Consider the following 21,344-nt stretch of genomic DNA (forward strand, 5'->3'; position numbering starts at 1 on the left):
CCGGCCCGCGCCGTGAGCGGCTCACCGGAGGAGCGACGGAATGTCGAGCGAGGCCGCGCGGCCTCGCTCGCGGCCGCGAGCGTCCACGGGGTCACCCGGGGCGTCGGCGGCGGTGCTCGTGCGGGCGGGCGGCTGGCCAAGGTCGGCATCGGCTCGGTCGCCGAGCGGCTCGTCGAGAGTGCTCCGCGCATCCCCGTGCGCGGACTCGACACGCTTCGCGCCCAGTTCCCCGGCCTCGGCCCGGACGAGATCGCGGACCGGCTGATCGCCGCAGCCGTGAAGGGCACCATGACGGTCGGCGCCGGTGTGGGCGCGGCCGCCATGCTGCCGACCCCGCCCGCGATGCCGGCCGAACTGGCCGCGGAGACCCTCGGCGTGGCCGCCGTCGAGTACAAGCTCATCGCCGAGCTGCACGAGGTCTACGGACTGCGTGTCCCCGGCACCGCGCGTGAGCGCGCCACCGCCTACCTGTGGTCGTGGACGGAGCAGCGCGGCATCGACGCGCTGAAGCTGTCGACCCTCAACGTGGCGCTCGGCACCAGCATGAAGCGGGAGATGCGGCAGCGGCTCCTGCGCCGGACCCTCAGACACACCCCGTCGCTGACGCCGTTCATGATCGGCGCCGCCGTCGGCGCGCTGATGAACCGGCGCGACACCCGCAAGCTCGCCCGCCGGGTCCGCAAGGACCTGCGCGCCCACCAGCTGCCCTGGCCGCTGATCGTGGAGAGCGCCGAGCTCAGTGGCGAGGCGGGCCACCCCGGATCGTCCGAACCCCCCGGCCCCGTCCAGGAGTAGCCGCTGAGGGCCCCCAGCGAGGTCCCTCCGCCCGCGTGACCGCCCGTGGCGGGCGCGTCACCTAGCTCGCGCGACCGGCCGTCCTGAGCGCACCCAGCGCGTCGGCCAGCTGCTGCGGCGAGCGGGTCGAGAGGTAGACGTACGGCGTCGGGTCCGCCGGATCGGTCACCTCCACCTTCAGGGCCGTCGGCACGTAGGACCGCAGCAGCATGAACGCGCGCGGGTCCGCCTTGTACGACCGCCAGGCCACGGCCTCCTCCCGGTCGAGCACCACGGCGTCGCCCAGTGCCTCCAGCGGGATGCGCGCCTTGCCCGCGACCAGCGATCCGGCCACCACGCGGATCCGCGCGGAGCCGTAGGAGCTGACCATCATCATCGACAGGGCCGCGCCCACCACCAGGCCGCCGAGCATCGCCAGCAGGCCGAAGGGGAAGAAGACCAGGGCCAGGCCGACGCCCCCGCCGATGGCCATGAACCACCAGGAGCGCGGCACGGTGAGGCGTTCGTCGTAGGGCTGCGTGGCACCAGGCATGGCACAAGACTGCCATGCCCCCCACGGGCCGCCGCTCGCGGACCGGGCGAGCGCGGCAGAGCCGTGCGGGCGAACAGGGGCACCCACTGGTTTGCGCGATAAGGTCTGCGGCGTGAGTGCAGCCACAACACCTCCGAACGCGAGCCGACCGGGCCTGGCGCCGCCGCCCGGCGCCGCCGCGCCCGTACGGCATCCCGAGGCGCCCGTGCCCGGCGAACTGCTCGGCGCGCACTACGACCAGTGCTTCGGCTGCGGCGAATCCCAGCCGCACGGGCTGCACCTGGCGGCCCGCGCGGGCGAAGGCGTGAGCGTCACCGCGGAGTTCACCGTGCAGCCGGCCCACCAGGGGGCGCCCGGGCTCGCGCACGGCGGGGTGCTGGTCACCGCGCTGGACGAGACGCTCGGCTCGCTGAGCTGGATGCTGCGGATCATCGCGGTGACCGGGCGGCTGGAGTCGGACTTCCTGCGGCCGGTGCCGGTGGGTTCGACCCTGTACCTGTCCGCGCGCTGCACCGCGGTGGACGGACGCAAGATCTACAGCAGCGCCGAGGGGCGGATCGGCGGCCCGGACGGCCCGGTGGCGGTCCGCGCCGACGCGCTGTTCGTCGAGGTGGAACTCGGCCACTTCACCCGCAACGGCCGCCCGGAGGAGATCAAGGCCGCGATGGCCGACCCGGACCAGGTCAAGGTCGCGCGCGCCTTCGAGGTGAACCCGTGAGCCGGCCGCCGGTGGATGTGCTGCTGCGCCGGCTCGACGACTCGGTGCCGGTGCCGGAGTACGCGCACCCCGGGGACGCCGGCGCCGATCTGATCACCACGGAAGCGGCCGAACTGGCGCCCGGCGAGCGGGCGGTGCTGCCCACGGGCATCGCCCTCGCGCTGCCGGACGGCTACGCGGCCTTCGTCCACCCGCGTTCCGGCCTGGCCGCGCGCTGCGGAGTGGCGATGGTGAATGCCCCGGGAACGGTGGATGCCGGGTACCGTGGGGAGATCAAGGTGATCGTGGTCAATCTCGACCCGCGCGAAACCGTCAGGTTCGAGCCGGGCGATCGGGTCGCCCAACTGGTCGTCCAGCAGGTCGAGCGGGTTCGCTTCCACGAGGTCGCGGAACTGCCGGGCTCTGCCAGGGCCGCGGGGGGCTTCGGCTCCACGGGGGGTCACGCCGCGGTGCAGACACCGTCGGCGGACACGTCCAGCAACGGATACGCATCGGTCGTCAGCGACCGGGAAGGACAGTGACCGTGTTCCGTCGTCGCAAGGAGCGCGAAGACGCCATCGACGAGCTCGACGAGGCCGAGGGCCCCGGCGACTCGGCGGAGGACACCGCGGAGCCGGACGACTCCGAGGAGTCGTCCGACTACAGCCTCCCGCCCGCCCCGCGGCCCGACGGCCCGTGGGACGTGAGCGAGGTGCAGGAGCCCGGCGAGGGCCGGGTGGACCTCGGCGGCCTGTTCGTGCCCGGTGTCGACGGTATGGAGCTGCGGGTCGAGGTGGCCGGCGAGTCCATCGTCGCCGCGACCGTGGTGCTGCGGGACAGCGCCGTGCAGCTCCAGGCGTTCGCCGCCCCGAAGTCGGAGGGCATCTGGGGCGAGGTGCGCGAGGAGATCGCCTCGGGCATCACCCAGCAGGGCGGCATCGTCGACGAGGTCGAAGGCCCGCTCGGATGGGAGCTGCGCGCGCAGGTCCCCGTCCAACTGCCCGACGGCACCAACGGAGTGCAGCTCGTGCGCTTCATCGGCTGCGACGGTCCGCGCTGGTTCCTGCGCGGCGTGATCTCCGGCCAGGGTGCGGTGCAGCCCGCCGCGGCCGGTGTGCTGGAGTCGGTCTTCCGTGACACCGTGGTGCTGCGCGGTGACGCTCCGATGGCGCCGCGCGACCCGATCGTGCTGAAGCTGCCGAACGACGCGCAGATGGTGCCGGACGGCACGGCGCCCGAGCCGAGCGAGCCGTCGAAGTTCGGTGACGGCATCGACCCGATGCGGCGCGGCCCGGAGATCACCGAGCTGCACTGAGCCCGCCGGACCCACCCCACCCGGTCGCCGGCACGTTCGGCGGCCGGGTGATCTGTGCGTGCCGTGCCCCGTGGCCGGCCTCGCCAACTCCGCGCGTCGTCCTGATCGTTACCCGCCACCGGCTGGTTTCCCGGCGGTCGCGGCGTACCGTACGGATACGCGGCGGCCGGACCGTGACCATGGCGGCGGCCGGGACCGCGCCGGCGGGGACGACCGTGGAAGCGCCGGCGGGGGCCACCGCGACGGGGCCGGCCCGATCGGAGAACGGGCCGGGAGGGGGAGGAAGAAGCATGAGCGAGCAGTTCGCCGACCGGACCGGTGCGGGCACCGCCGTCGACGAGGGTCCGGACGCCGGTGACATGGTCGTCGTCGAGGACCTGCGGCGTACCTACGGCTCCGGCGACACCGCCGTGCCCGCGCTGCGCGGGGTGTCCTTCTCCGTGCCGCGCGGCGAACTGGTCGCGCTCAAAGGCCGTTCCGGGTCCGGGAAGACCACCATCCTGAACCTGGTCGGCGGCCTGGACAGCCCGGACGGCGGCCGCATCGTGCTGGACGGCACCGACCTGGCCGGGCTCGGCGACGACGCCTTGCTGGCGCTGCGCCGCGACCGGATCGGCTTCGTCTTCCAGTCCTTCGGGCTCATCCCGATCCTGACCGCCGCCGAGAATGTCGGCGTGCCGATGCGGCTGCGCAAGGTCCCGCCGCGCGAGCGGGAGGAGCGCGTCGAGTTGCTGCTCTCCCTGGTCGGCCTCGCCGACCACGCCGCGCAGCGGCCGGGGGAGATGTCCGGCGGCCAGCAGCAACGCGTCGCGATCGCCCGCGCGCTCGCCAACCGCCCGGTGCTGCTGATCGCCGACGAGCCCACCGGGCAGCTCGACGCGGACACCGGACTGGCGGTGATGGAGCTGCTGCGCGCGGTGGTGCGCAGCGAGGGCGTGACGGCGCTGGTCGCCACGCACGACGCGCAGCTGCTTGCCCTGGCCGACCGGGTGCTGGAGCTGCGGGACGGGCGGATCGTCGACGCGCGCGAGGCGGACACGCCCTAGCGTCCGGCACGCAGGAGACGGGGCGCGCGGCCCACGCGGGAGACGGGCGCGGTTCGACGGGGCCGGCGTCGCGCCGGTGCGGCGGGAACGTGCCCGGCGTTGCCGCCCGAGCACTCTGGTCCCCGGTGGGCATCCCGGTACCCTGGATCTCATGAGTGGTGGTATCCGTTCCGACAGGCCCGCGGGTCGCTTCCGTCGCATGCTCGATCGCCTGTCCTCCTCGCAGGAGGAACTGGACTCCGAGGAACTGCAACAGGACGCCCTCGCGGTCGGTTGCACGCGGATCTGCGACTGCTCCGACCGACAGATCGTGTCCGTGACCGGTACGCTGCGTACGGTCACGCTCCGTCCTCGGGCCGGCGTGCCCGCACTGGAAGCCGAGCTCTTCGACGGTTCGGCCGCGCTCGGCGTGGTGTGGCTGGGGCGCCGCAGCATCGTCGGCATAGAACCAGGACGCATGATCATCGCGTCCGGCCGGATCTCCATGAACCGGGGCCGTCCGGTGCTGTTCAACCCCAAGTACGAGCTGCGTCCGGTCGGACAGGAGTAACCAGGTGACGTCGATCGACAACACGGATCAGACGGTGGGCGCCGATCCGGCGGGCCCCGACGGTCCGCAGGGCACCGACGAGGCGGCCCGCGCGGTGACCGAGGCGGCGCTCTTCGAGGCGTTCGGCGGGGTCCGCGGCATGGTGGAGACCACCGTGCCGGGGCTGATCTTCGTCGCGATCTACACGGTCAACCACGACATCAAGAGCTCGGCGATCGCCTCGCTCGCGCTGTCCGTGGTGATGGGCGTGACCCGGCTGCTCCAGCGCGACACCCTCAAGCACGCCTTCAGCGGGGTGTTCGGGGTCGCCTTCGGCGCGGTCTTCGCGATGATGTCGGGCAACGCGAAGAACTTCTACCTGCCGGGCATGCTCTACACGCTCGGCCTCGCGATCGCCTACATCGTCACCGCGGCGGCCAGGGTCCCGCTGCTCGGCCTGATCCTCGGGCCGATCTTCAAGGAGAACCTGTCGTGGCGCACCCGCAACCCGGGGCGGCTGCGGGCGTACACCAAGGCGAGCTGGGCGTGGGGCCTGATCCTGCTGGCCAAGTCCGCGATCCTCTTCCCGCTGTACTGGTGGGGCAACGCGACGCAGCTCGGCTGGGTCAAGGTGGCGCTCGGCATCCCGCCGTTCCTGCTGTCGGTCTACCTCACCTGGATCTTCCTGGTGAAGGCGCCGCCGCCGATCGACGTGATCGCGGAGATGGAGGCGGCGGAGAAGGCCGAGAAGGAGGAGAAGGCCGCGCAGGCCGAGAAGGACCACGAGGCGTCGCCCGTCTCGGACTGAGTGCCCTCCCGGACATGCGAACGGGGCCCCGAACCACTTGTGGTGGTTCGGGGCCCCGTTCGCATGTCCGGGCGCTCCGCTTGCCCTGCTTGCCCTGCGCCTTGCGGGCCGGCTGCTCGGGCCTACTCGCCGCTTGCGGCGTCCTGGACCGACAGCAGGTCCTCCAACTGCTCCTCGCGGTGCGGCGCCGCCACGAACAGCAGCTCGTCGCCCGCCTCCAGGGCGTCGTCCTTGGAGGGCGTGAGCACCCGGTTGCCGCGGATGATCGTCACCAGAGAGGTGTCGGTGGGCCACTCCACGTCACCGACCCGGGTGCCGACGAGCGCGGCCTCCTCGGGCAGCGTCAACTCGACGAGGTTCGCGTCCCCCTGGCTGAAGCGCAGCAGTCGTACCAGGTCGCCGACGCTCACCGCCTCCTCGACCAGTGCCGACATCAGGCGCGGGGTGGAGACGGCGACGTCGACACCCCAGGACTCGTTGAACAGCCACTCGTTCTTGGGGTTGTTCACGCGGGCGACGACCCGTGGGACGCCGTACTCCGTCTTGGCGAGCAGCGACACCACCAGGTTGACCTTGTCGTCGCCGGTGGCGGCGATCACCACGTTGCAGCGCTGGAGCGCGGCCTCGTCGAGCGAGGTGATCTCGCAGGCGTCGGCGAGCAGCCACTCCGCTTGCGGGACCCGCTCCACGGAGATGGAGGTCGGGTTCTTGTCGACCAGCAGCACCTCGTGGCCGTTCTCCAGCAGTTCCGCGGCGATGGAGCGGCCGACGGCGCCGGCCCCGGCGATGGCGACCCTCATGACTGCGCCCCCTCGGGCCCCTTGGCGAACGCGGCCTCGACGTCGGCGACGCCGTCGGTGCGCATCATGACGTGGACGAGGTCGCCTTCCTGCAGCACCGTCTGGGAGGTCGGCAGCGTGGCCTCGCCGAGCCGGGTGAGAAAGGCCACACGGACGCCGGTCTCGTCCTGCAGCCGGCTCACCTTGTGGCCGATCCAGGCGGCGGGGGTGTGCACTTCGGCCAGCTGGACACCGCCGCTGGGGTCGCGCCACAGCGGTTCGGCGCCGGACGGCAGCAGCCTGCGCAGCATCTGGTCGGCGGTCCAGCGCACGGTGGCCACCGTCGGGATGCCCAGGCGCTGGTAGACCTCGGCGCGCTTGGGGTCGTAGATCCGGGCCGCCACGTTCTCGATGCCGAACATCTCGCGGGCCACCCGGGCCGCGATGATGTTGGAGTTGTCGCCGCTGCTGACGGCCGCGAAGGCGCCCGCCTCCTCGATTCCGGCCTCACGCAGCGTGTCCTGGTCGAACCCGACTCCGGTCACCCGACGCCCGCCGAACCCGGAGCCGAGCCGGCGGAACGCCGTCGGGTCCTGGTCGATCACCGCGACCGTATGACCATGCTGTTCGAGGGAGTGCGCGAGCGCTGAACCCACTCGCCCGCATCCCATAATCACGACGTGCACGACCGTCCTTCCGGCTGCCAACACTTGATGCCTGAGTCTGACGACTGATGCGACAAAGACCGTGAAACCAAGAGCCGTCGTCGTAAAAGTTGGTCCAAGACTCTCAGACCGAGGGCCCAAGCTACACACGCGAGGGGTGGCGCAGAAGGTTCCGCCGGTGCGGTGGCACAAGTTCGTCACACTCGTCGGCCGCAGGGCACACGGGTGGGAGGCACATCCCTTAACATCGCGGGGTGTCCAAACTGACCGACCTGCCGAAACGGATTCTGATCGGCCGGGCGTTGCGCAGCGACAAGCTGGGCGAAACGCTGCTGCCCAAGCGGCTCGCCCTTCCCGTCTTCGCCTCCGACCCGCTCTCCTCCGTGGCGTACGCGCCGGGTGAGGTGCTGCTGGTCCTGTCGATCGCCGGCGCCTCCGCCTACCACTTCAGTCCGTGGATCACGGGTGCGGTCGTGGTGCTGATGTTCACCGTGGTCGCCTCCTACCGGCAGAACGTGCACGCCTACCCCTCCGGCGGCGGCGACTACGAGGTCGCCACCACCAACCTGGGGCCGAAGGCGGGGCTCACCGTCGCCAGCGCGCTGCTGGTCGACTACGTGCTCACCGTCGCGGTGTCGGTCGCCTCGGGCATCGAGAACCTGGGCTCGGCGGTGCCGTTCTTCGTCACCCACAAGGTCCTCGGCGCGGTCGGGATGATCGTGATCCTGATGCTGATGAACCTGCGCGGGGTGCGCGAGTCGGGGACGATCTTCGCGATCCCGACCTACGCGTTCGTCTTCGGCGTCTTCTGCATGATCGCGTGGGGCATCTTCAAGATCGCCTCCGGGCATGACATGAGCGCGCCGACCGCGCACTACACGATCCATGCCCAGTCCTCCGGCATCGGCGGATTCGCGCTGATCTTCCTGCTGCTACGGGCGTTCTCCTCCGGTTGTGCCGCGCTCACCGGGGTCGAGGCGATCAGCAACGGTGTGCCGGCCTTCAAGAAGCCCAAGTCGAAGAACGCCGCGACCACGCTCGCGGCGATGGGCCTGCTCGCCGTCACGATGTTCTGCGGGATCATCGCGCTGGCCATCGACACCCACGTGCGGATGGCCGAGAACCCGGCCACCGACCTGCTCAACCACGGCAGGCCGCTCGGCGCCCACTACACCCAGGACCCGGTGATCGCGCAGGTCGCCGAGGCGGTCTTCGGGCACAACTCGATCCCGTTCATCTTCCTGGCCGCGGTCACCGCGCTGGTGCTGTTCCTGGCCGCGAACACCGCCTACAACGGCTTCCCGGTGCTCGGCTCGATCCTCGCCCAGGACCGCTACCTGCCGCGCCAGCTGCACACCCGCGGCGACCGGCTCGCCTTCTCCAACGGCATCGTGCTGCTGGCCGGCTTCGCCGCGGTGCTCGTCTACATCTACGGCGCGAACTCCACCCGGCTGATCCAGCTCTACATCGTCGGCGTCTTCGTCTCCTTCACGCTCAGCCAGACCGGCATGGTCCGGCACTGGAACCGGCACCTGCGCAGCGAGACCGACCCGGCCAAGCGCCGGCACATGTACCGCTCCCGCGCGATCAACGCCTTCGGCGCATTCCTCACCGGGCTGGTGCTGGTGATCGTGCTGCTCACGAAGTTCACCCACGGCGCCTGGGTCGCGGTGCTCGGCATGGTGATCTTCTTCGCCACGATGACCGCGATCCGGCGGCACTACACCCGCGTCTCCGAGGAGATCGCCGCCGAGGACGAACCCGGCGACGAGTACGTCCGCCCGTCCCGGGTGCACTCCATCGTGCTGGTCTCCAAGCTCCACAAGCCCACCCTGCGCGCGCTGTCCTACGCCAAGCTGATGCGCTCGGACAGCCTCGAAGCCCTCAGCATCAACGTCGACCCCGACGACACCAAGGCCCTCCAGGCCGAGTGGCAGGCGCGCGGCATCGACGTGCCCCTGAAGGTCCTCGACTCGCCCTACCGCGAGATCACCCGGCCGATCATCGACTACGTCAAGGGCCTGCGCCGCGACAGCCCGCGGGACGTGGTCAGCGTCTACATCCCGGAGTACGTGGTCGGCCACTGGTACGAGCACCTGCTGCACAACCAGAGCGCCCTGCGGCTCAAGGGCCGCCTGCTGTTCAGCCCCGGCGTCATGGTCACCTCGGTGCCATGGCAGCTCGACTCCTCCGAGGCCGCCCGCGCGCGTGCCCGGCGCCGTGCGAACTGGAACGCGCCCGGCTCCATCCGCCGCGGTCCGGTCGGCCCGGCCAGGACCGACCACCGCGAGCAGCGCCCGGCGCCGGACGCGGGTGCGGGCGCCGGTGCCGGCGCGGGGCAGAAGTAGCGGGGCGGAGCAGCGGGAACGGGGTGGGGCTCGGAGCGGGCCTGTCGGGGTCCGGCGGAGCGCGGGCCGGTGGCGTAGGGAGCGCGGGGCGGGTCCGGAAGAAGCAGCCGGTCCGCTCGGGGCGGGAGCGCACGTAGACTGGGCGGTCGCCGTCCCCCGCCGACCAGTCCCGCGAGCCGCCTCGCGGTCCACCTCAGGAGCAGCGCCGCCATGCAGACCGATTCCGCCCCCTCGCTGGTCGGCCACGAGTTCGAGGTCGAGGTCGGGCCGGTCGCACACGGCGGCCACTGCGTGGCCCGCACCGAGGCCGGACAGGTGCTCTTCGTGCGGCACACGCTCCCCGGCGAACGGGTCGTCGCCCGCGTCACCGAGGGCGAGCAGGGGGCACGCTTCCTTCGCGCCGATGCCGTGCGCATCCTCCAGGCGGCCAAGGACCGGGTGGAGCCGCCCTGCCCGTTCTCCGGGCCGGGCCGCTGCGGCGGCTGCGACTGGCAGCACGCCACCCCCGGCGCCCAACGCCGGCTCAAGGCGGCGGTCCTCACCGAGCAACTCGCCCGCCTCGCCGGCCTCACCCCCGAGGAAGCGGGCTGGGACGGCACCGTCGCACCCGCGCCCGGCGACAAGGCCGCTCCTGCGGCGACCACCGGCTCCGACGACGCCCGCCACACCTCCACCGTGCCCGCCTGGCGCACGCGCGTGCAGTACGCCGTGGACGCCGACGGCCGGGTCGGACTGCGCCGGCACCGCTCGCACGATGTCGAGGTGATCGACCACTGCCTCATCGCCGCTCCGGGCGTCACCGAACTCGGCGTCGAGGCGCGCACCTGGCCGCAGATCGCCACCGTCGAGGCGATCGCCGCCACCGGCTCCCACGACCGCCAGGTCGTCCTCACCCCGCGGCCAGGTGGCAGGCTGCCCATCGTCGAACTCGACAAGCCCGTCTCCGTGCAGCGCATCGGCGAACGCGACCACGCCGTGCACCGTGTCCACGGCCGCCCCTTCGTCCGCGAGCGCGCCGCGGGCCGCACCTGGCGGGTCGGCGAGGGCGGCTTCTGGCAGGTGCACCCGAAGGCGGCCGACGTTCTCGTCGAGGCCGTCATGCAGGGCCTGATGCCCCGCAAGGGCGACATGGCCCTCGACCTGTACTGCGGAGTCGGGCTCTTCGCCGGCGCCCTGGCCGAACGGGTCGGTGACCGCGGCGCCGTACTCGGCGTGGAGTCCGCCAAGCGCGCCGTCGAGGACGCCCGGCACAACCTCCAGGACCTCGAACGGGTCCGGATCGAGCACGGCAAGGTCGAGCAGGTGCTGCCCCGAACCGGCATCACCGAGGCCGACCTTGTGGTCCTCGACCCGCCCCGGGCCGGGGCCGGCCACGCCATCGTCCGGCAGGTCGCCTCCCTCGACGCCCGCCGCATCGCCTACGTCGCCTGCGATCCGGCGGCCCTCGCGCGCGACCTGGCATGGTTCGCCGAGGAGGGCTACCACCCGCTGCGGCTGACGGCCTTCGACCTCTTCCCGTTCACCCACCACATGGAGTGCGTGGCGATCCTGGGGCCACGCGGGAAGTGAGCCGCGGGCGCACGGGAAGGGCTGACGTCATGTCCTTCCGTCCGACCCGGGCGTGGGCCGCTCACGCCCCGCTCATCTCCAGGAGCTTGACGACCGTGTTCCAGTTGCGCGAGGTCGCGGTCAGGCCCAGCCACCGGTCGGTGAACCGGGTGGCCAGCTTGGAGTTGCGGATCGAGTCCGGGAAGTGGGCGTAGATCTCCCGCTCACCGGCCCGGAACTCGTCGGGGGCGTAGACGGCCGGGTCCAGGGTCGCCAACTTCTCCCGGGGCGGGGGCCCGGACAAGAAGACGACCACGAACCGCGAGCCGTCCACACCCTCCATCGAGAACGGGTTGGCGTCGACCACGCGCCGCAGGTCCGGCCCCGTCCGGACCAGGCAGGCGATGATCAGCCCCAACGCGTCGGAGATGCGTTGCTCCAACTCCGCGGCCAGGCGTTGTGGATCTTCCTCCTCTCCATGCGTGAAGACGGCGTTGCCGCTTTGCAGATGGGTGCGCACCGCGGTGCCGCCCATGTCGGTGAGCAGGCCGCGCAGTGTCTCCATGGGGACCCGTGAATGGCCCCCGACGTTGATGCCGCGAAGGAGCGCGACATAGCTGCCGGCGGGCGAGCCGGCGGTGTCCGCCGCGCCCGCGGTTCTCGCTGATCGGGACGTACTGGGTTTCGTCACCTCCGCAAAGGTAGTGGTGGGGTGTGGCGGGCGGGCGCCGACGGCCCCGTGGACAGGGACGGATCCGGATTCAGGTGCGAGCCGGACAGGCGGTGATTCGGGCACTGCCATGATCCGATCCGCTGTCGGTCTGTTTTTCCTGAATCCATGCGGATCATGCCGGATGTCCCTCTTTCGAAGGACGAATCGTCCGCCGGAACGGTTCGTCACGCCCGGAGGTGAATACCTTCGCGCCCATGATCAGCAGCCAGCAGCGCCCGATCGTCACCGAACTCCGGCTGTCGGCCTTCAAATCACACCGGGGTGCCACGTTCCCGCTCGAACCGCTCACGCTCCTCGCCGGCGGGAGCGGAACGGGGAAGTCCAGCGTCCTTGAAGGACTGGCCGTCCTCGGACGGCTCGCCTCCGGAGCCGATCTGGAGGAGGTGTTCGCCGTGTCCCGCAACGGCAGGTCCTTCGTGCGCGGCGGCGCGGCGGCCTGCGTACCGCAAGGCGCTCTGCCCGACGCGCAGGGGCGGCGCGGCTTCCGGATCGGCTGCACCACCGCCGGACCGCTCGGCCCGGTCCGCCTCGACCTGGCCGTCCAGGTCGAACCCACCCTGCGGATCGTCGGCGAGCGCCTCACCGGCTCCGGCGAGACCCTGCTGACCACGGCGCTTCGCGACCCCACCCGGCCGACGGTGCAGGCGGCGTGGCACACCGCAGGCGCCGTCGCGGTCACCCGGGCGCCCCTTCCCGACGACCGGCTCGCCACGGCGCTGCTGCCGCTGCGGGTCTCCGGTCGCACCGACGGGCAGCGACTGGTGCTGGCCGCGGCCGAGCAACTCGTTGTCGCACTGCGCGGAGTCTTCCCGATCGCCCCGCGTCCGGAGTTGATGCGCGGCCCCGTCCGGGTCGGCGACGGGCGGCTGCGCAGCTCGTGCGACAACCTGTCCGCGGTGCTGGCCAGGACGGAGGACGAGTGCAGCATCCGGCACGGCATGCTCGTCGGAGCCGTACGCGCGGTGTGCAGCGGGCCCGTTCACGGCCTGACGACGCTGCCCGCGCTGATCGCCGGTGACAGCCGGGAGCCGCTGGTCGAGGCGGTGATCGCCGCGGTCGACCGCGGTTCGCTCGGCATGGTCCCGGTCGATCGGCTCGGTGACGGTGAACTGCGCTTTCTGGCCCTGGCGTTGGTCCTGCTCACCGGTCCCGGCGTGCTCGACGTCGACACCAGCACCGAGCATCTGCCCGCGGGGCAGGTCCTGACCGTCGTGGCCGACGGGTTCGACGTCGGGGTCGACCGGCGGCAGGTGCGCGAGTTGCTGCGGCTGGCCGAAGTCGCCTCCGCCCGGGGCCACATCAGGCTGCTGTGCACCGTGCAGGACCCTGTGTACGGGGAGGAGCGCGAGGAGGTGGCGTTGACCGTGCTCGGCGAGGGGTCGGTGATCAAGTCGGGGGGCGGGAAGAGGAGGAAGCGGGGGAGCGGCGGGGAGGGTTCGGCGGAGGGGGAGAGTGTGGCGGGCGGCGAGCCCGAGGGTGCGGGTGATCCGTCCGGCGCGGAGGGTGCGCCCGGCGCGGCGGAGGCGGTGGGTGGGGTGGCGCCGGTGGGCGTTGGTGGGACGGGTTCGGCCGGCGAGGAGCAGAGTGCCTGCGGGGGTGGGGAGTTGGCGGCGGCCGTGGACGGTGAGGGGACCCGCGGGTGCGAAACGGGTGAATCGCGTGAACCGGGTGCACCGTGCGAGGCGGAAGGGGCCGCGGCGGTCGCGGAGGGGCCGTCGCCCGGCGGACCGGAAGAGGCTCTCGTTCCGGTGAAGCCTCTTCCGGTGGAGCCCGGCGCTGCGGACCCGGAGCCTTCGGTGCGGGTTCCCGACGGGGCGGCCTCAGCCGGGTTCGGCCGGAAGGTTGACGACTGGGCCGAATCCGCCGCCGAGCCGCTCCCGGGCAGCTCCCCTTCCTACGGCCGACCGCAGTTCGGCGACGCGTACGGCGACTTCGAGTCTCCCGACTTCGAGTCTCCCGGCTCCGAGTACGACGACTTCGGGTACGACGGTTCCGAGTACGTCGGTTCCGGGTACGACGACGCCTCGCACGGCAGGTTCGACGTCCTCACCGATCACGTCTACGCGGACACCGTTGACGCCATGCACGGTCACGCCGAACCGGCCTGGATCGACTCCGCCTTCACGGAACCGGCGCTGCCGGGCGCCGGACGGGAACCTGATCCGTCGCCGGCAACTCCCGTGCGAGCGGTGCCCGCTGCGCGCGCCGAGTCCGATTTCGTGCGGCCGGACCGCGCGCCGTGCACATGCGCGCGCGGTGAACAGGGCCGGGCGGCGAGCGAAGGCGAGGATGAGGTAGACCGGTCCGTGTGACCGACCGAAACGATCTCGCCGAACTGCAGCAGCGCCTCGTGGACTTCGCGGCCGCGCGCCGTTGGGAGCCCTTCCACACCCCGAAGAACCTCGCCGCCGCGCTCAGCGTCGAGGCGTCCGAACTGCTGGAGATCTTCCAGTGGTTGACGCCCGAGCAGTCGGCGGCGGTGATGGAGGGGGAGGAAGCGGCCCACCGGGTGCGGGACGAGGTGGCGGACGTCCTCGCCTACCTCCTCCAGTTCTGCGCCGTGCTGGACATCGATGTGCTGGCCGCGCTCGCGGCGAAGATCGACCGGAACGAGCTGAGGTTTCCCAAGCCGGGGCCCGCTCAGCCCACCGATCCCTCGAAAGAGTGACCGAGTTATCCACAATGCTGGGTTTTCCACAGATTCGGTTCCGCCCCTTCCGCGCTGCTCGTGATCCGTCACTCTGAGTGATGTGAGGACGGCGGCGCCGGGTCGCCCCTCGGACACGGGAGGCACAGACGATGGATGCGGTACGGCTTGTGGAAGAGGCGTCGCGGGCGATGGGCCGCGATCCGCAGCCGGACGACGTCATCGCGGAGGCGTGGCAGGCCTACGAGTTGACGGACGCGATCGGGCGGCTGCTGGCGGAGGAGTGGGGCCGGCGGGCGGAGGGCGAGGGCGGCCGGCCCGGCCGCTGCGGGTCCACGCGAGATCCGGGAGGTACGGTCTCCCGCGCCGGACCGGTACCGGTGGTCTCGGCCACGCGGGTGGGGCCGCCCCGGGCCGCCCGATTGACCACGGTCCGTGATCCGACCCGCGCGCTGCGAGCGCTTCGCACCCTGCTGGGCGAGATCGGGCTCGCCCTGGTGGCCCTCATTACCTCCGCGTGCGACGAGGAGGCCTATTGGGAGTGTGTCGAAGCGCTGGACGCCGTCGATGAGGCCAAGGACCGCGTGCAGGTGCTGGCGCGCGCCGAATCGGGGTGAGGCCGCCCGCACCACATCTGATGCAGGATGGAGGAATGGATCTACGTATCTTCACCGAGCCCCAGCAAGGGGCGAGCTATGACACGCTGCTGGCCGTCGCGAAGGCCACCGAGGCCCTGGGCTTCGACGCCTTCTTCCGCTCCGACCACTACCTGACGATGGGCGGCGACGGCCTGCCCGGACCCACGGACGCGTGGATCACGCTGGCCGGTCTCGCGAGGGAAACCAGCCGGATCAAGCTCGGCACGCTGATGACGGCAGGCACCTTCCGGTTGCCGGGCGTCATGGCCATCCAGGTGGCGCAGGTCGACCAGATGTCGGGCGGTCGCGTCGAGTTCGGGCTCGGCGCGGGGTGGTACGAAGCGGAGCACACCGCGTACGGCATCCCCTTCCCGAAGGAGAAGTTCGGCCGGCTGGAGGAGCAGCTGGCGATCATCACCGGACTGTGGGGGACGCCGGCGGGGCAGACCTTCGACTTCGACGGCAAGTACTACCAGCTCAAGGACTCACCGGCGCTGGCCAAGCCCGCTCAGGCGTCGCTTCCGGTGATCATCGGCGGGATGGGCGCCAAGCGGACCCCGGAGCTGACGGCGCGCTACGCGGCGGAGTTCAACGTGCCGTTCGCGTCGATCGAGGACAGCGGCCGGCAGTTCGAGCGGGTGCGGGAGGCGGCCCGGGCGGCCGGCCGGGCGGCGGACGACCTGGTGCTGTCCAACGCGCTGGTGGTCGCGGTCGGCAAGGACGACGCCGAGGTGGCGCGGCGGGCGGCCTCGATCGGGCGGGAGGTGGACGAGTTGAAGGCCAACGGGCTGGCCGGTTCACCGGCCGAGGTCGTCGACAAGATCGGGCGGTACGCCGAGTTGGGTGCCACGCGGTTCTACCTCCAGGTGCTCGACCTCGCGGACCTGGACCACTTGGAGCTGATCTCCGCGCAGGTGAAGTCACAGCTCGGGTGACGCTGCGATGACGCCGTCCGTGCCCGCGGCGGAGCGGGATTCCGCTCGCGGGCCGGGCGGGACGGGCCCTTGGAGGGCCACCGGGAAGGAGCACGTGCGGAACGCTGTGGAAGGAGGGAAGGCGACGGACGTCGGAAAGGCGATCGAAGGACGGCCGGTCGTGCCGGTCGAGGGCGTTCTGGTGCTGGACGGCGGGCTGTCCAACCAGCTCGCCGAGCAGGGCTGCGACCTGGCCGATCCGCTCTGGACGGCCCGGCTGCTGGCGGACGAGCCCGGCCAGATCCTGGCGGCTCACACCGCCTACATGCGCGCAGGTGCGCAGGTGCTCACCACGGCGAGCTACCAGGCGACGTACGAGGGGTTCGCACAGCGCGGTGTCGGCCGCGCGGATGCGACACGACTCCTGCGGCGCAGCGTCGAGCTGGCCCGGCAGGCGGCTGCGGGCCGGCCCGAGGTGCGGGTGGCGGCGTCGGTGGGGCCCTACGGGGCGATGCTGGCGGACGGGAGCGAGTACCGAGGGAGGTACGGGCTGAGCGTGCGGGAGTTGGAGAGGTTCCATCGACCGCGGATCGAGGCGCTGGCTGCCGCGGGGCCGGATGTCCTCGCGCTGGAGACGGTGCCGGATGTCGACGAAGGTGAGGCGATGCTGAGGGCGGCCGAGGGTGCCGGGGTGCCGGTGTGGCTGTCGTACACGATCGAGGGCGGTCTGACACGGGCCGGGCAGCGGTTGGAGGAGGCGTTCGCGCTGGTGGCAGGCCGGGACGAGGTGGTCGCCGTGGGCGTCAACTGCTGCGCTCCGGGCGAGGTCGGGGACGCGGTGCGGTTGGCCGCGGAGGTGACGGGCAAGCCGGTCGTCGCCTACCCCAACAGCGGCGAGCAGTGGGACGCGGAGGGGCGGCACTGGGTGGGCGGTACGACGTTCGATCCGGCGCTGGTCACCGGGTGGCGGCGGGCAGGCGCGCGGCTGGTCGGCGGCTGCTGTCGGGTGGGGCCCACCGGGATCGCGGGGATCTCGGCGGCGTTGCGGGCCGGCGGCTGACAGGTCGAACGGTGCGTGTGGTGCGTGCGGTGCCTGCGGCGCGGTAATCCGGTGTCGGGCGGGAGCCCGGGCGCCGATACTCGGGTACGTGTTCATGACGATCACTGCCACCGGCAGTACCGAATGTCCGGCCACCGACCTGGGGTTCCTCCTGCACAAGCACCCTGACAGGGCGCAGGTGTTCTCGACGGCCTACGGCCGGGCGCATGTCTTCTACCCCGAGGCGGGCGCCGAGTCGACCACCGCCGCGCTGCTGCTGGAGGTGGATTCGCCCGCGCTGGTGCGGCGAGGGAAGGGCAAGGGTCGCGGTGGCGCGCCCGATGCGTCGCTCGCGCAGTACGTGAACGACCGGCCGTACGCCGCGTCGTCGCTGCTGGCGGTGGCACTGCGGACGGTGTTCTCCAGCGCGCTGCGCGGGGAGTGCCGGACGCACCCGGAGCGGGCGGCGGCGCCGATGCCGTTGCGGATCGAGGTGCCGGTACTGCCCGCGCGGGGCGGGGCGGCGCTGGTGGCGAAGTTGTTCGAGCCGCTGGGATGGCGGGTGGCGGCCGAGCCGATCGTGCTCGACTCGCGATTCCCGGAGTGGGGCGAGTCGCGCTATGTGGCACTGACGCTGGAAGGGGAGTTGCGGCTGGCGGAGGCGTTGCGGCATCTGTACGTGCTGCTGCCGGTGCTGGACGACGCCAAGCACTACTGGGTGTCGGAGGACGAGGTCGACAAGCTGTTGAGGTTCGGCGAGGGCTGGCTGGCGGGCCACCCGGAGCAGAAGCTGATCACCAGCCGCTACCTGTCCCGGCGCTGGTCGCTGACGCGGCAGGCGAACGAGCGGCTGGAGCTCGTCCGGCTGGCCGATGCCGACGACATCGAGGTGGAGGCGATCGACAACGCCGTCGAGCCCGAGGTGCCGGAGGAGGTGGCGGAGCGGCCGGCGCCACTGGCCGTGCAGCGCCGGGAGGCGATCCTCGCCGAGCTGCGCGCCGCCGGCGCGGCCCGGGTACTGGATCTGGGCTGCGGGCAGGGGCAGTTGGTGGCGGCGCTGCTGAAGGAGGCGCGCTTCACCGAGATCGTGGGCGTGGACGTGTCCGTCCGGGCGCTGGACATCGCGGCCCGCCGGTTGCGGCTGGACCGGATGGGGGAGCGGCAGGCGGGACGGGTCGCGCTGCTCCAGGGTTCGCTGGCCTACACCGACAGCCGGCTGAAGGGATACGACGCCGCGGTGCTCAGCGAGGTGATCGAGCACCTGGACCTGCCGCGACTGCCGGCGCTGGAGTACGCCGTGTTCGGCTCGGCGCGGCCGCGGAGGGTGATCGTGACGACGCCGAACGTCGAGTACAACGTCCGGTGGGAGTCGTTGCCGGCCGGGCATGTGCGACACGCGGACCACCGGTTCGAGTGGACCCGGGCGCAGTTCGGCACGTGGGCGGGCGAGGTGGCCGAGCGGTACGGCTACCAGGCGCGGTTCGTGCCTGTCGGGCCCGACGACCCGGAGGTGGGGCCGCCCACCCAGGTGGCGGTCTTCAGCCGCACCGCGGACGGCGGGCCGGACGCCGCGGCCAGGACCCGCGCCGGGGACAACCGCACAACGAGTGACAACCACGCCGCCGATGACAACCACGGCGACAGCGACAAGACCACGGACGAGAAGGAGGCCGTCGCATGACCGAGCACCGTGTGAACCCGGGTACCCCGGACGCGTTGGCCCCCGAGGCCGCGCCCGACCGCAGGGCGCCGCGCGAGCTGGCCGTCACCGACCTCTCCCTGGTCGTGCTGATCGGCGCCACCGGCTCGGGCAAGTCCACCTTCGCCGCCCGGCACTTCAAGCCGACCGAGGTGATCTCCTCCGACTTCTGCCGCGGCCTGGTCAGCGACGACGAGAACGACCAGGGCGCCACCCGGGACGCGTTCGACGTGCTGCACTACATCGCCGGAAAGCGGCTCGCGGCGGGGCGCCGTACCGTGATCGACGCGACCAGCGTGCAGGTCGAGTCCCGCCGCCAGCTGATCGCGCTGGCCCGCGAGCACGACGTGCTGCCGATCGCGATCGTGCTGGACGTTCCGGAGCAGGTGTGCGCCGAGCGCAACGCGAGTCGCCCCGACCGCGCCGGGATGTCCCCGCACGTCATCCAGCGCCACCAGCGGGAGCTGCGCCGCTCGCTGCGCGGACTGGAGCGCGAGGGCTTCCGCAAGGTGCACATCCTGCGCGGGACCGAGGAGGTCGACACCGCGCGGGTCGTCACCGAGCGCCGGTACAACGACCTGACGCACCTCACCGGCCCGTTCGACATCATCGGCGATGTGCACGGATGCAGCTCGGAGCTGGAGACGCTGCTCGCCAGGCTCGGTTACGAGGACGGCACGCACCCCGAGGGCCGTACCGCCGTGTTCGTCGGCGACCTGGTCGACCGCGGCCCGGACAGCCCGGGCGTGCTGCGCCGTGTGATGGGCATGGTCGAGGCCGGCACCGCCCTGTGCGTGCCGGGCAACCACGAGAACAAGCTCGGCCGCTACCTCAAGGGCCGCAAGGTGCAGCACACCCACGGCCTGGCCGAGACCATCGAGCAGTTCGAGGAGGAGGACAAGCGCGACCCCGAGTTCCGGGCGAGGGTGAAGACGTTCATCGAGGGCCTCGTCAGCCACTACGTGCTGGACGGCGGCAAGTTGGTGGTCTGCCACGCCGGCCTGCCGGAGAAGTACCACGGCCGCACCTCCGGCCGGGTCCGCTCGCACGCCCTCTACGGGGACACCACCGGCGAGACCGACGAGTTCGGCCTGCCGGTGCGCTACCCGTGGGCGGAGGACTACCGCGGCCGCGCGGCCGTCGTCTACGGCCACACCCCCGTCCCGACCACGTCCTGGATCAACAACACCCTGTGCCTCGACACCGGTGCCGTCTTCGGCGGCCGGATGACCGCGCTGCGCTGGCCCGAGCGGGAGATCGTCGACGTGCCGGCCGAGCGGGTCTGGTACGAGCCGGTGAAGCCGCTCGCCACCCCCGCGCCCGGTGCGCGGGACGGTCGCCCGCTCGACCTCGCCGACGTGTCCGGCCGCCGTACGGTGGAGACCACCCGGATGGGACGGCTCGCCGTCCGCGAGGAGAACGCGGCCGCCGCCCTGGAGGTGATGAGCCGCTTCGCGGTCGACCCGCGCCTGCTCGGCTACCTGCCGCCGACCATGTCGCCGTGCGCCACCTCCCGGCAGGAGGGATACCTGGAGCACCCCGCCGAGGCGTTCGCCGCCTACCGTGAGGACGGCGTCGCGCAGGTCGTGTGCGAGGAGAAGCACATGGGTTCGCGCGCGGTCGCCCTCGTCTGCCGCGACGAGGAGATCGCCCGGGAGCGCTTCGGCGTGACCACTCCGGGGGTCACCGGCGCGCTGCACACGCGTACCGGCCGGCCGTTCTTCGACGACGCTGCCGTCACCGAGGAGGTGCTGGCCCGGCTGCGCGCCGCCGTCACCGCAGCCGGCCTGTGGGAGGAGTTGGACACCGGCTGGCTGCTGCTCGACGCCGAGTTGCTGCCCTGGTCGCTGAAGGCGTCCGGCCTGCTGCGCAAGCAGTACGCCGCGGTGGGGGCCGCCGCCGGAGCCGCCTTCCCCGCCGCCCTCGCCGCTTTGGAGGCGGCGGCCGCGCGCGGCACCGATGTGTCCGCGCTGCTGGCCCGGCAGGTCGAGCGCGCCGCCGACGCGTCCGCGTTCACCGAGGCGTACCGCCGCTACTGCTGGAGCACCGACGGGCTCGACGGGGTGCGGCTCGCACCGTTCCAGCTGCTCGCCGTCCAGGGCCGCAGCCTCGCCGACCTGCCGCACGACCGGCAGCTCGCCCTCATTGACCGCCTGGTCGAGGCCGACGGCAGCGGGCTGCTCCAGGCCACCCGCCGGCTGCTGGTCGACACCGGCGACGAGGAGTCGGTGGCGGCCGGGGTGCGCTGGTGGCTGGAAATGACCGAGGCGGGCGGCGAGGGCATGGTGGTGAAGCCGCTGGCCGCCCTGGTGCGCACCGAGTCCGGCCGGCTGGTGCAGCCCGGCGTGAAGTGCCGCGGCCGGGAGTACCTGCGGATCATCTACGGGCCCGAGTACACCCGCCCCGAGCACCTGGCACGGCTCCGCAGCCGGGCACTCGGCCACAAGCGGTCCCTCGCCCTGCGCGAGTACGCGCTGGGTCTGGAGGCCCTGGACCGGCTCGCCGCGGGTGAGCCGCTGTGGCGGGTGCACGAGGCGGTGTTCGCGGTGCTCGCCCTGGAGTCCGAGCCGGTCGACCCCCGGCTCTGACCTCACCCGGCCCCGGCGACAGCC

The 21,344-nt window shown here is 72.2% G+C and carries 19 protein-coding genes and 1 pseudogene; 16 read left to right on the forward strand and 4 right to left on the reverse strand.

Annotation, left to right across the window (positions count from 1 at the left end; genetic code table 11):
• The first annotated feature begins 12 nt into the window (after nucleotides 1-12).
• Nucleotides 13-795: a hypothetical protein gene (locus tag C4U44_RS07630; protein WP_200823169.1), complete on the forward strand. Its 783-nt coding sequence runs from the start codon at nucleotides 13-15 to the stop codon at nucleotides 793-795.
• A gap of 61 nt (nucleotides 796-856) precedes the next feature.
• Here C4U44_RS07630 and C4U44_RS07635 read toward each other — a convergent pair whose 3' ends face one another.
• Nucleotides 857-1,327, reverse strand: a complete 471-nt coding sequence (locus tag C4U44_RS07635; RefSeq protein WP_103884890.1) for a DUF3093 domain-containing protein — start codon at nucleotides 1,325-1,327, stop codon at nucleotides 857-859.
• Nucleotides 1,328-1,439: 112 nt separating this feature from the next.
• Between C4U44_RS07635 and C4U44_RS07640 the strand changes: the two genes are divergently transcribed.
• The 6 genes from C4U44_RS07640 to C4U44_RS07665 all read left to right on the forward strand — a co-directional run bounded on the left by C4U44_RS07640 (nucleotide 1,440) and on the right by C4U44_RS07665 (nucleotide 5,722).
• A complete protein-coding gene (locus tag C4U44_RS07640; RefSeq protein ID WP_407642798.1) occupies nucleotides 1,440-2,045 on the forward strand; it encodes a PaaI family thioesterase in 606 nt (201 codons plus the stop codon).
• Nucleotides 2,042-2,566, forward strand: coding sequence for a dUTP diphosphatase (dut, locus tag C4U44_RS07645; protein WP_103884892.1), 525 nt, complete (start codon nucleotides 2,042-2,044; stop codon nucleotides 2,564-2,566). Before C4U44_RS07640 ends, dut begins: the two co-directional genes overlap by 4 nt.
• A 2-nt stretch (nucleotides 2,567-2,568) precedes the next feature.
• A complete protein-coding gene (locus C4U44_RS07650; protein ID WP_103884893.1) occupies nucleotides 2,569-3,339 on the forward strand; it encodes a DUF3710 domain-containing protein in 771 nt (256 codons plus the stop codon).
• Between the two features lie 290 nt (nucleotides 3,340-3,629).
• On the forward strand, nucleotides 3,630-4,385 hold the full coding sequence (locus tag C4U44_RS07655; protein ID WP_103884894.1) for an ABC transporter ATP-binding protein: 756 nt from the start codon (nucleotides 3,630-3,632) through the stop codon (nucleotides 4,383-4,385).
• Between the two features lie 151 nt (nucleotides 4,386-4,536).
• Entirely contained in the window at nucleotides 4,537-4,935 is a 399-nt protein-coding gene (locus C4U44_RS07660) for an OB-fold nucleic acid binding domain-containing protein (protein ID WP_103884895.1), read from the forward strand.
• 4 nt (nucleotides 4,936-4,939) lie between these two features.
• A complete protein-coding gene (locus tag C4U44_RS07665) occupies nucleotides 4,940-5,722 on the forward strand; it encodes a DUF3159 domain-containing protein (protein WP_407642799.1) in 783 nt (260 codons plus the stop codon).
• Between the two features lie 122 nt (nucleotides 5,723-5,844).
• On the opposite strand, the gene C4U44_RS07670 is transcribed toward C4U44_RS07665, so the two are convergent.
• Complete coding sequence (locus C4U44_RS07670; protein ID WP_103884896.1) at nucleotides 5,845-6,522, reverse strand: potassium channel family protein; 678 nt, start codon at nucleotides 6,520-6,522, stop codon at nucleotides 5,845-5,847.
• Nucleotides 6,519-7,187, reverse strand: a complete 669-nt coding sequence (locus C4U44_RS07675) for a potassium channel family protein (protein ID WP_103884897.1) — start codon at nucleotides 7,185-7,187, stop codon at nucleotides 6,519-6,521. Before C4U44_RS07675 ends, C4U44_RS07670 begins: the two co-directional genes overlap by 4 nt.
• Before the next feature lie 233 nt (nucleotides 7,188-7,420).
• On the opposite strand from C4U44_RS07675, the gene C4U44_RS07680 reads away from it, so the two are divergent.
• Both C4U44_RS07680 and C4U44_RS07685 read left to right on the forward strand, forming a co-directional pair.
• Nucleotides 7,421-9,514: an APC family permease gene (locus C4U44_RS07680; protein WP_103884898.1), complete on the forward strand. Its 2,094-nt coding sequence runs from the start codon at nucleotides 7,421-7,423 to the stop codon at nucleotides 9,512-9,514.
• A 210-nt stretch (nucleotides 9,515-9,724) separates the two neighbouring features.
• On the forward strand, nucleotides 9,725-11,083 hold the full coding sequence (locus C4U44_RS07685; RefSeq protein WP_103884899.1) for a class I SAM-dependent RNA methyltransferase: 1,359 nt from the start codon (nucleotides 9,725-9,727) through the stop codon (nucleotides 11,081-11,083).
• A 61-nt stretch (nucleotides 11,084-11,144) separates the two neighbouring features.
• Here the strand turns inward: C4U44_RS07685 and C4U44_RS07690 are convergent, their stop codons facing one another.
• Entirely contained in the window at nucleotides 11,145-11,753 is a 609-nt protein-coding gene (locus C4U44_RS07690) for a DUF1697 domain-containing protein (RefSeq protein WP_235031902.1), read from the reverse strand.
• Between the two features lie 236 nt (nucleotides 11,754-11,989).
• Between C4U44_RS07690 and C4U44_RS42355 the strand changes: the two are divergent.
• From C4U44_RS42355 to C4U44_RS07725, 7 genes and pseudogenes are all read left to right on the forward strand, one after another.
• Nucleotides 11,990-13,150 (forward strand): annotated as a pseudogene (locus C4U44_RS42355) (AAA family ATPase); the annotation flags it as partial.
• Between the two features lie 953 nt (nucleotides 13,151-14,103).
• The gene (locus C4U44_RS07700; protein WP_103884901.1) at nucleotides 14,104-14,463 is read left to right on the forward strand and encodes a nucleotide pyrophosphohydrolase; all 360 of its coding nucleotides are present in this window, start codon (nucleotides 14,104-14,106) and stop codon (nucleotides 14,461-14,463) included.
• 131 nt (nucleotides 14,464-14,594) lie between these two features.
• The gene (locus tag C4U44_RS07705; protein ID WP_103884902.1) at nucleotides 14,595-15,059 is read left to right on the forward strand and encodes a DUF6099 family protein; all 465 of its coding nucleotides are present in this window, start codon (nucleotides 14,595-14,597) and stop codon (nucleotides 15,057-15,059) included.
• 35 nt (nucleotides 15,060-15,094) lie between these two features.
• Entirely contained in the window at nucleotides 15,095-16,015 is a 921-nt protein-coding gene (locus C4U44_RS07710; protein WP_103884903.1) for an LLM class F420-dependent oxidoreductase, read from the forward strand.
• Nucleotides 16,016-16,157: 142 nt separating this feature from the next.
• Nucleotides 16,158-17,054 (forward strand): homocysteine S-methyltransferase, encoded by an 897-nt coding sequence (mmuM, locus tag C4U44_RS07715; protein WP_235031938.1) that lies wholly within the window; start codon nucleotides 16,158-16,160, stop codon nucleotides 17,052-17,054.
• A gap of 88 nt (nucleotides 17,055-17,142) precedes the next feature.
• Entirely contained in the window at nucleotides 17,143-18,714 is a 1,572-nt protein-coding gene (locus tag C4U44_RS07720; RefSeq protein ID WP_103884905.1) for a 3' terminal RNA ribose 2'-O-methyltransferase Hen1, read from the forward strand.
• Nucleotides 18,711-21,320, forward strand: coding sequence for a polynucleotide kinase-phosphatase (locus C4U44_RS07725; protein ID WP_103884906.1), 2,610 nt, complete (start codon nucleotides 18,711-18,713; stop codon nucleotides 21,318-21,320). The genes C4U44_RS07720 and C4U44_RS07725 overlap by 4 nt, the downstream gene beginning before the upstream one ends.
• Nucleotides 21,321-21,344 lie beyond the last annotated feature (24 nt).

The organism is Actinacidiphila yanglinensis, assembly GCF_900107965.1.
Classification (GTDB): Bacteria; Actinomycetota; Actinomycetes; order Streptomycetales; family Streptomycetaceae; genus Actinacidiphila; species Actinacidiphila yanglinensis.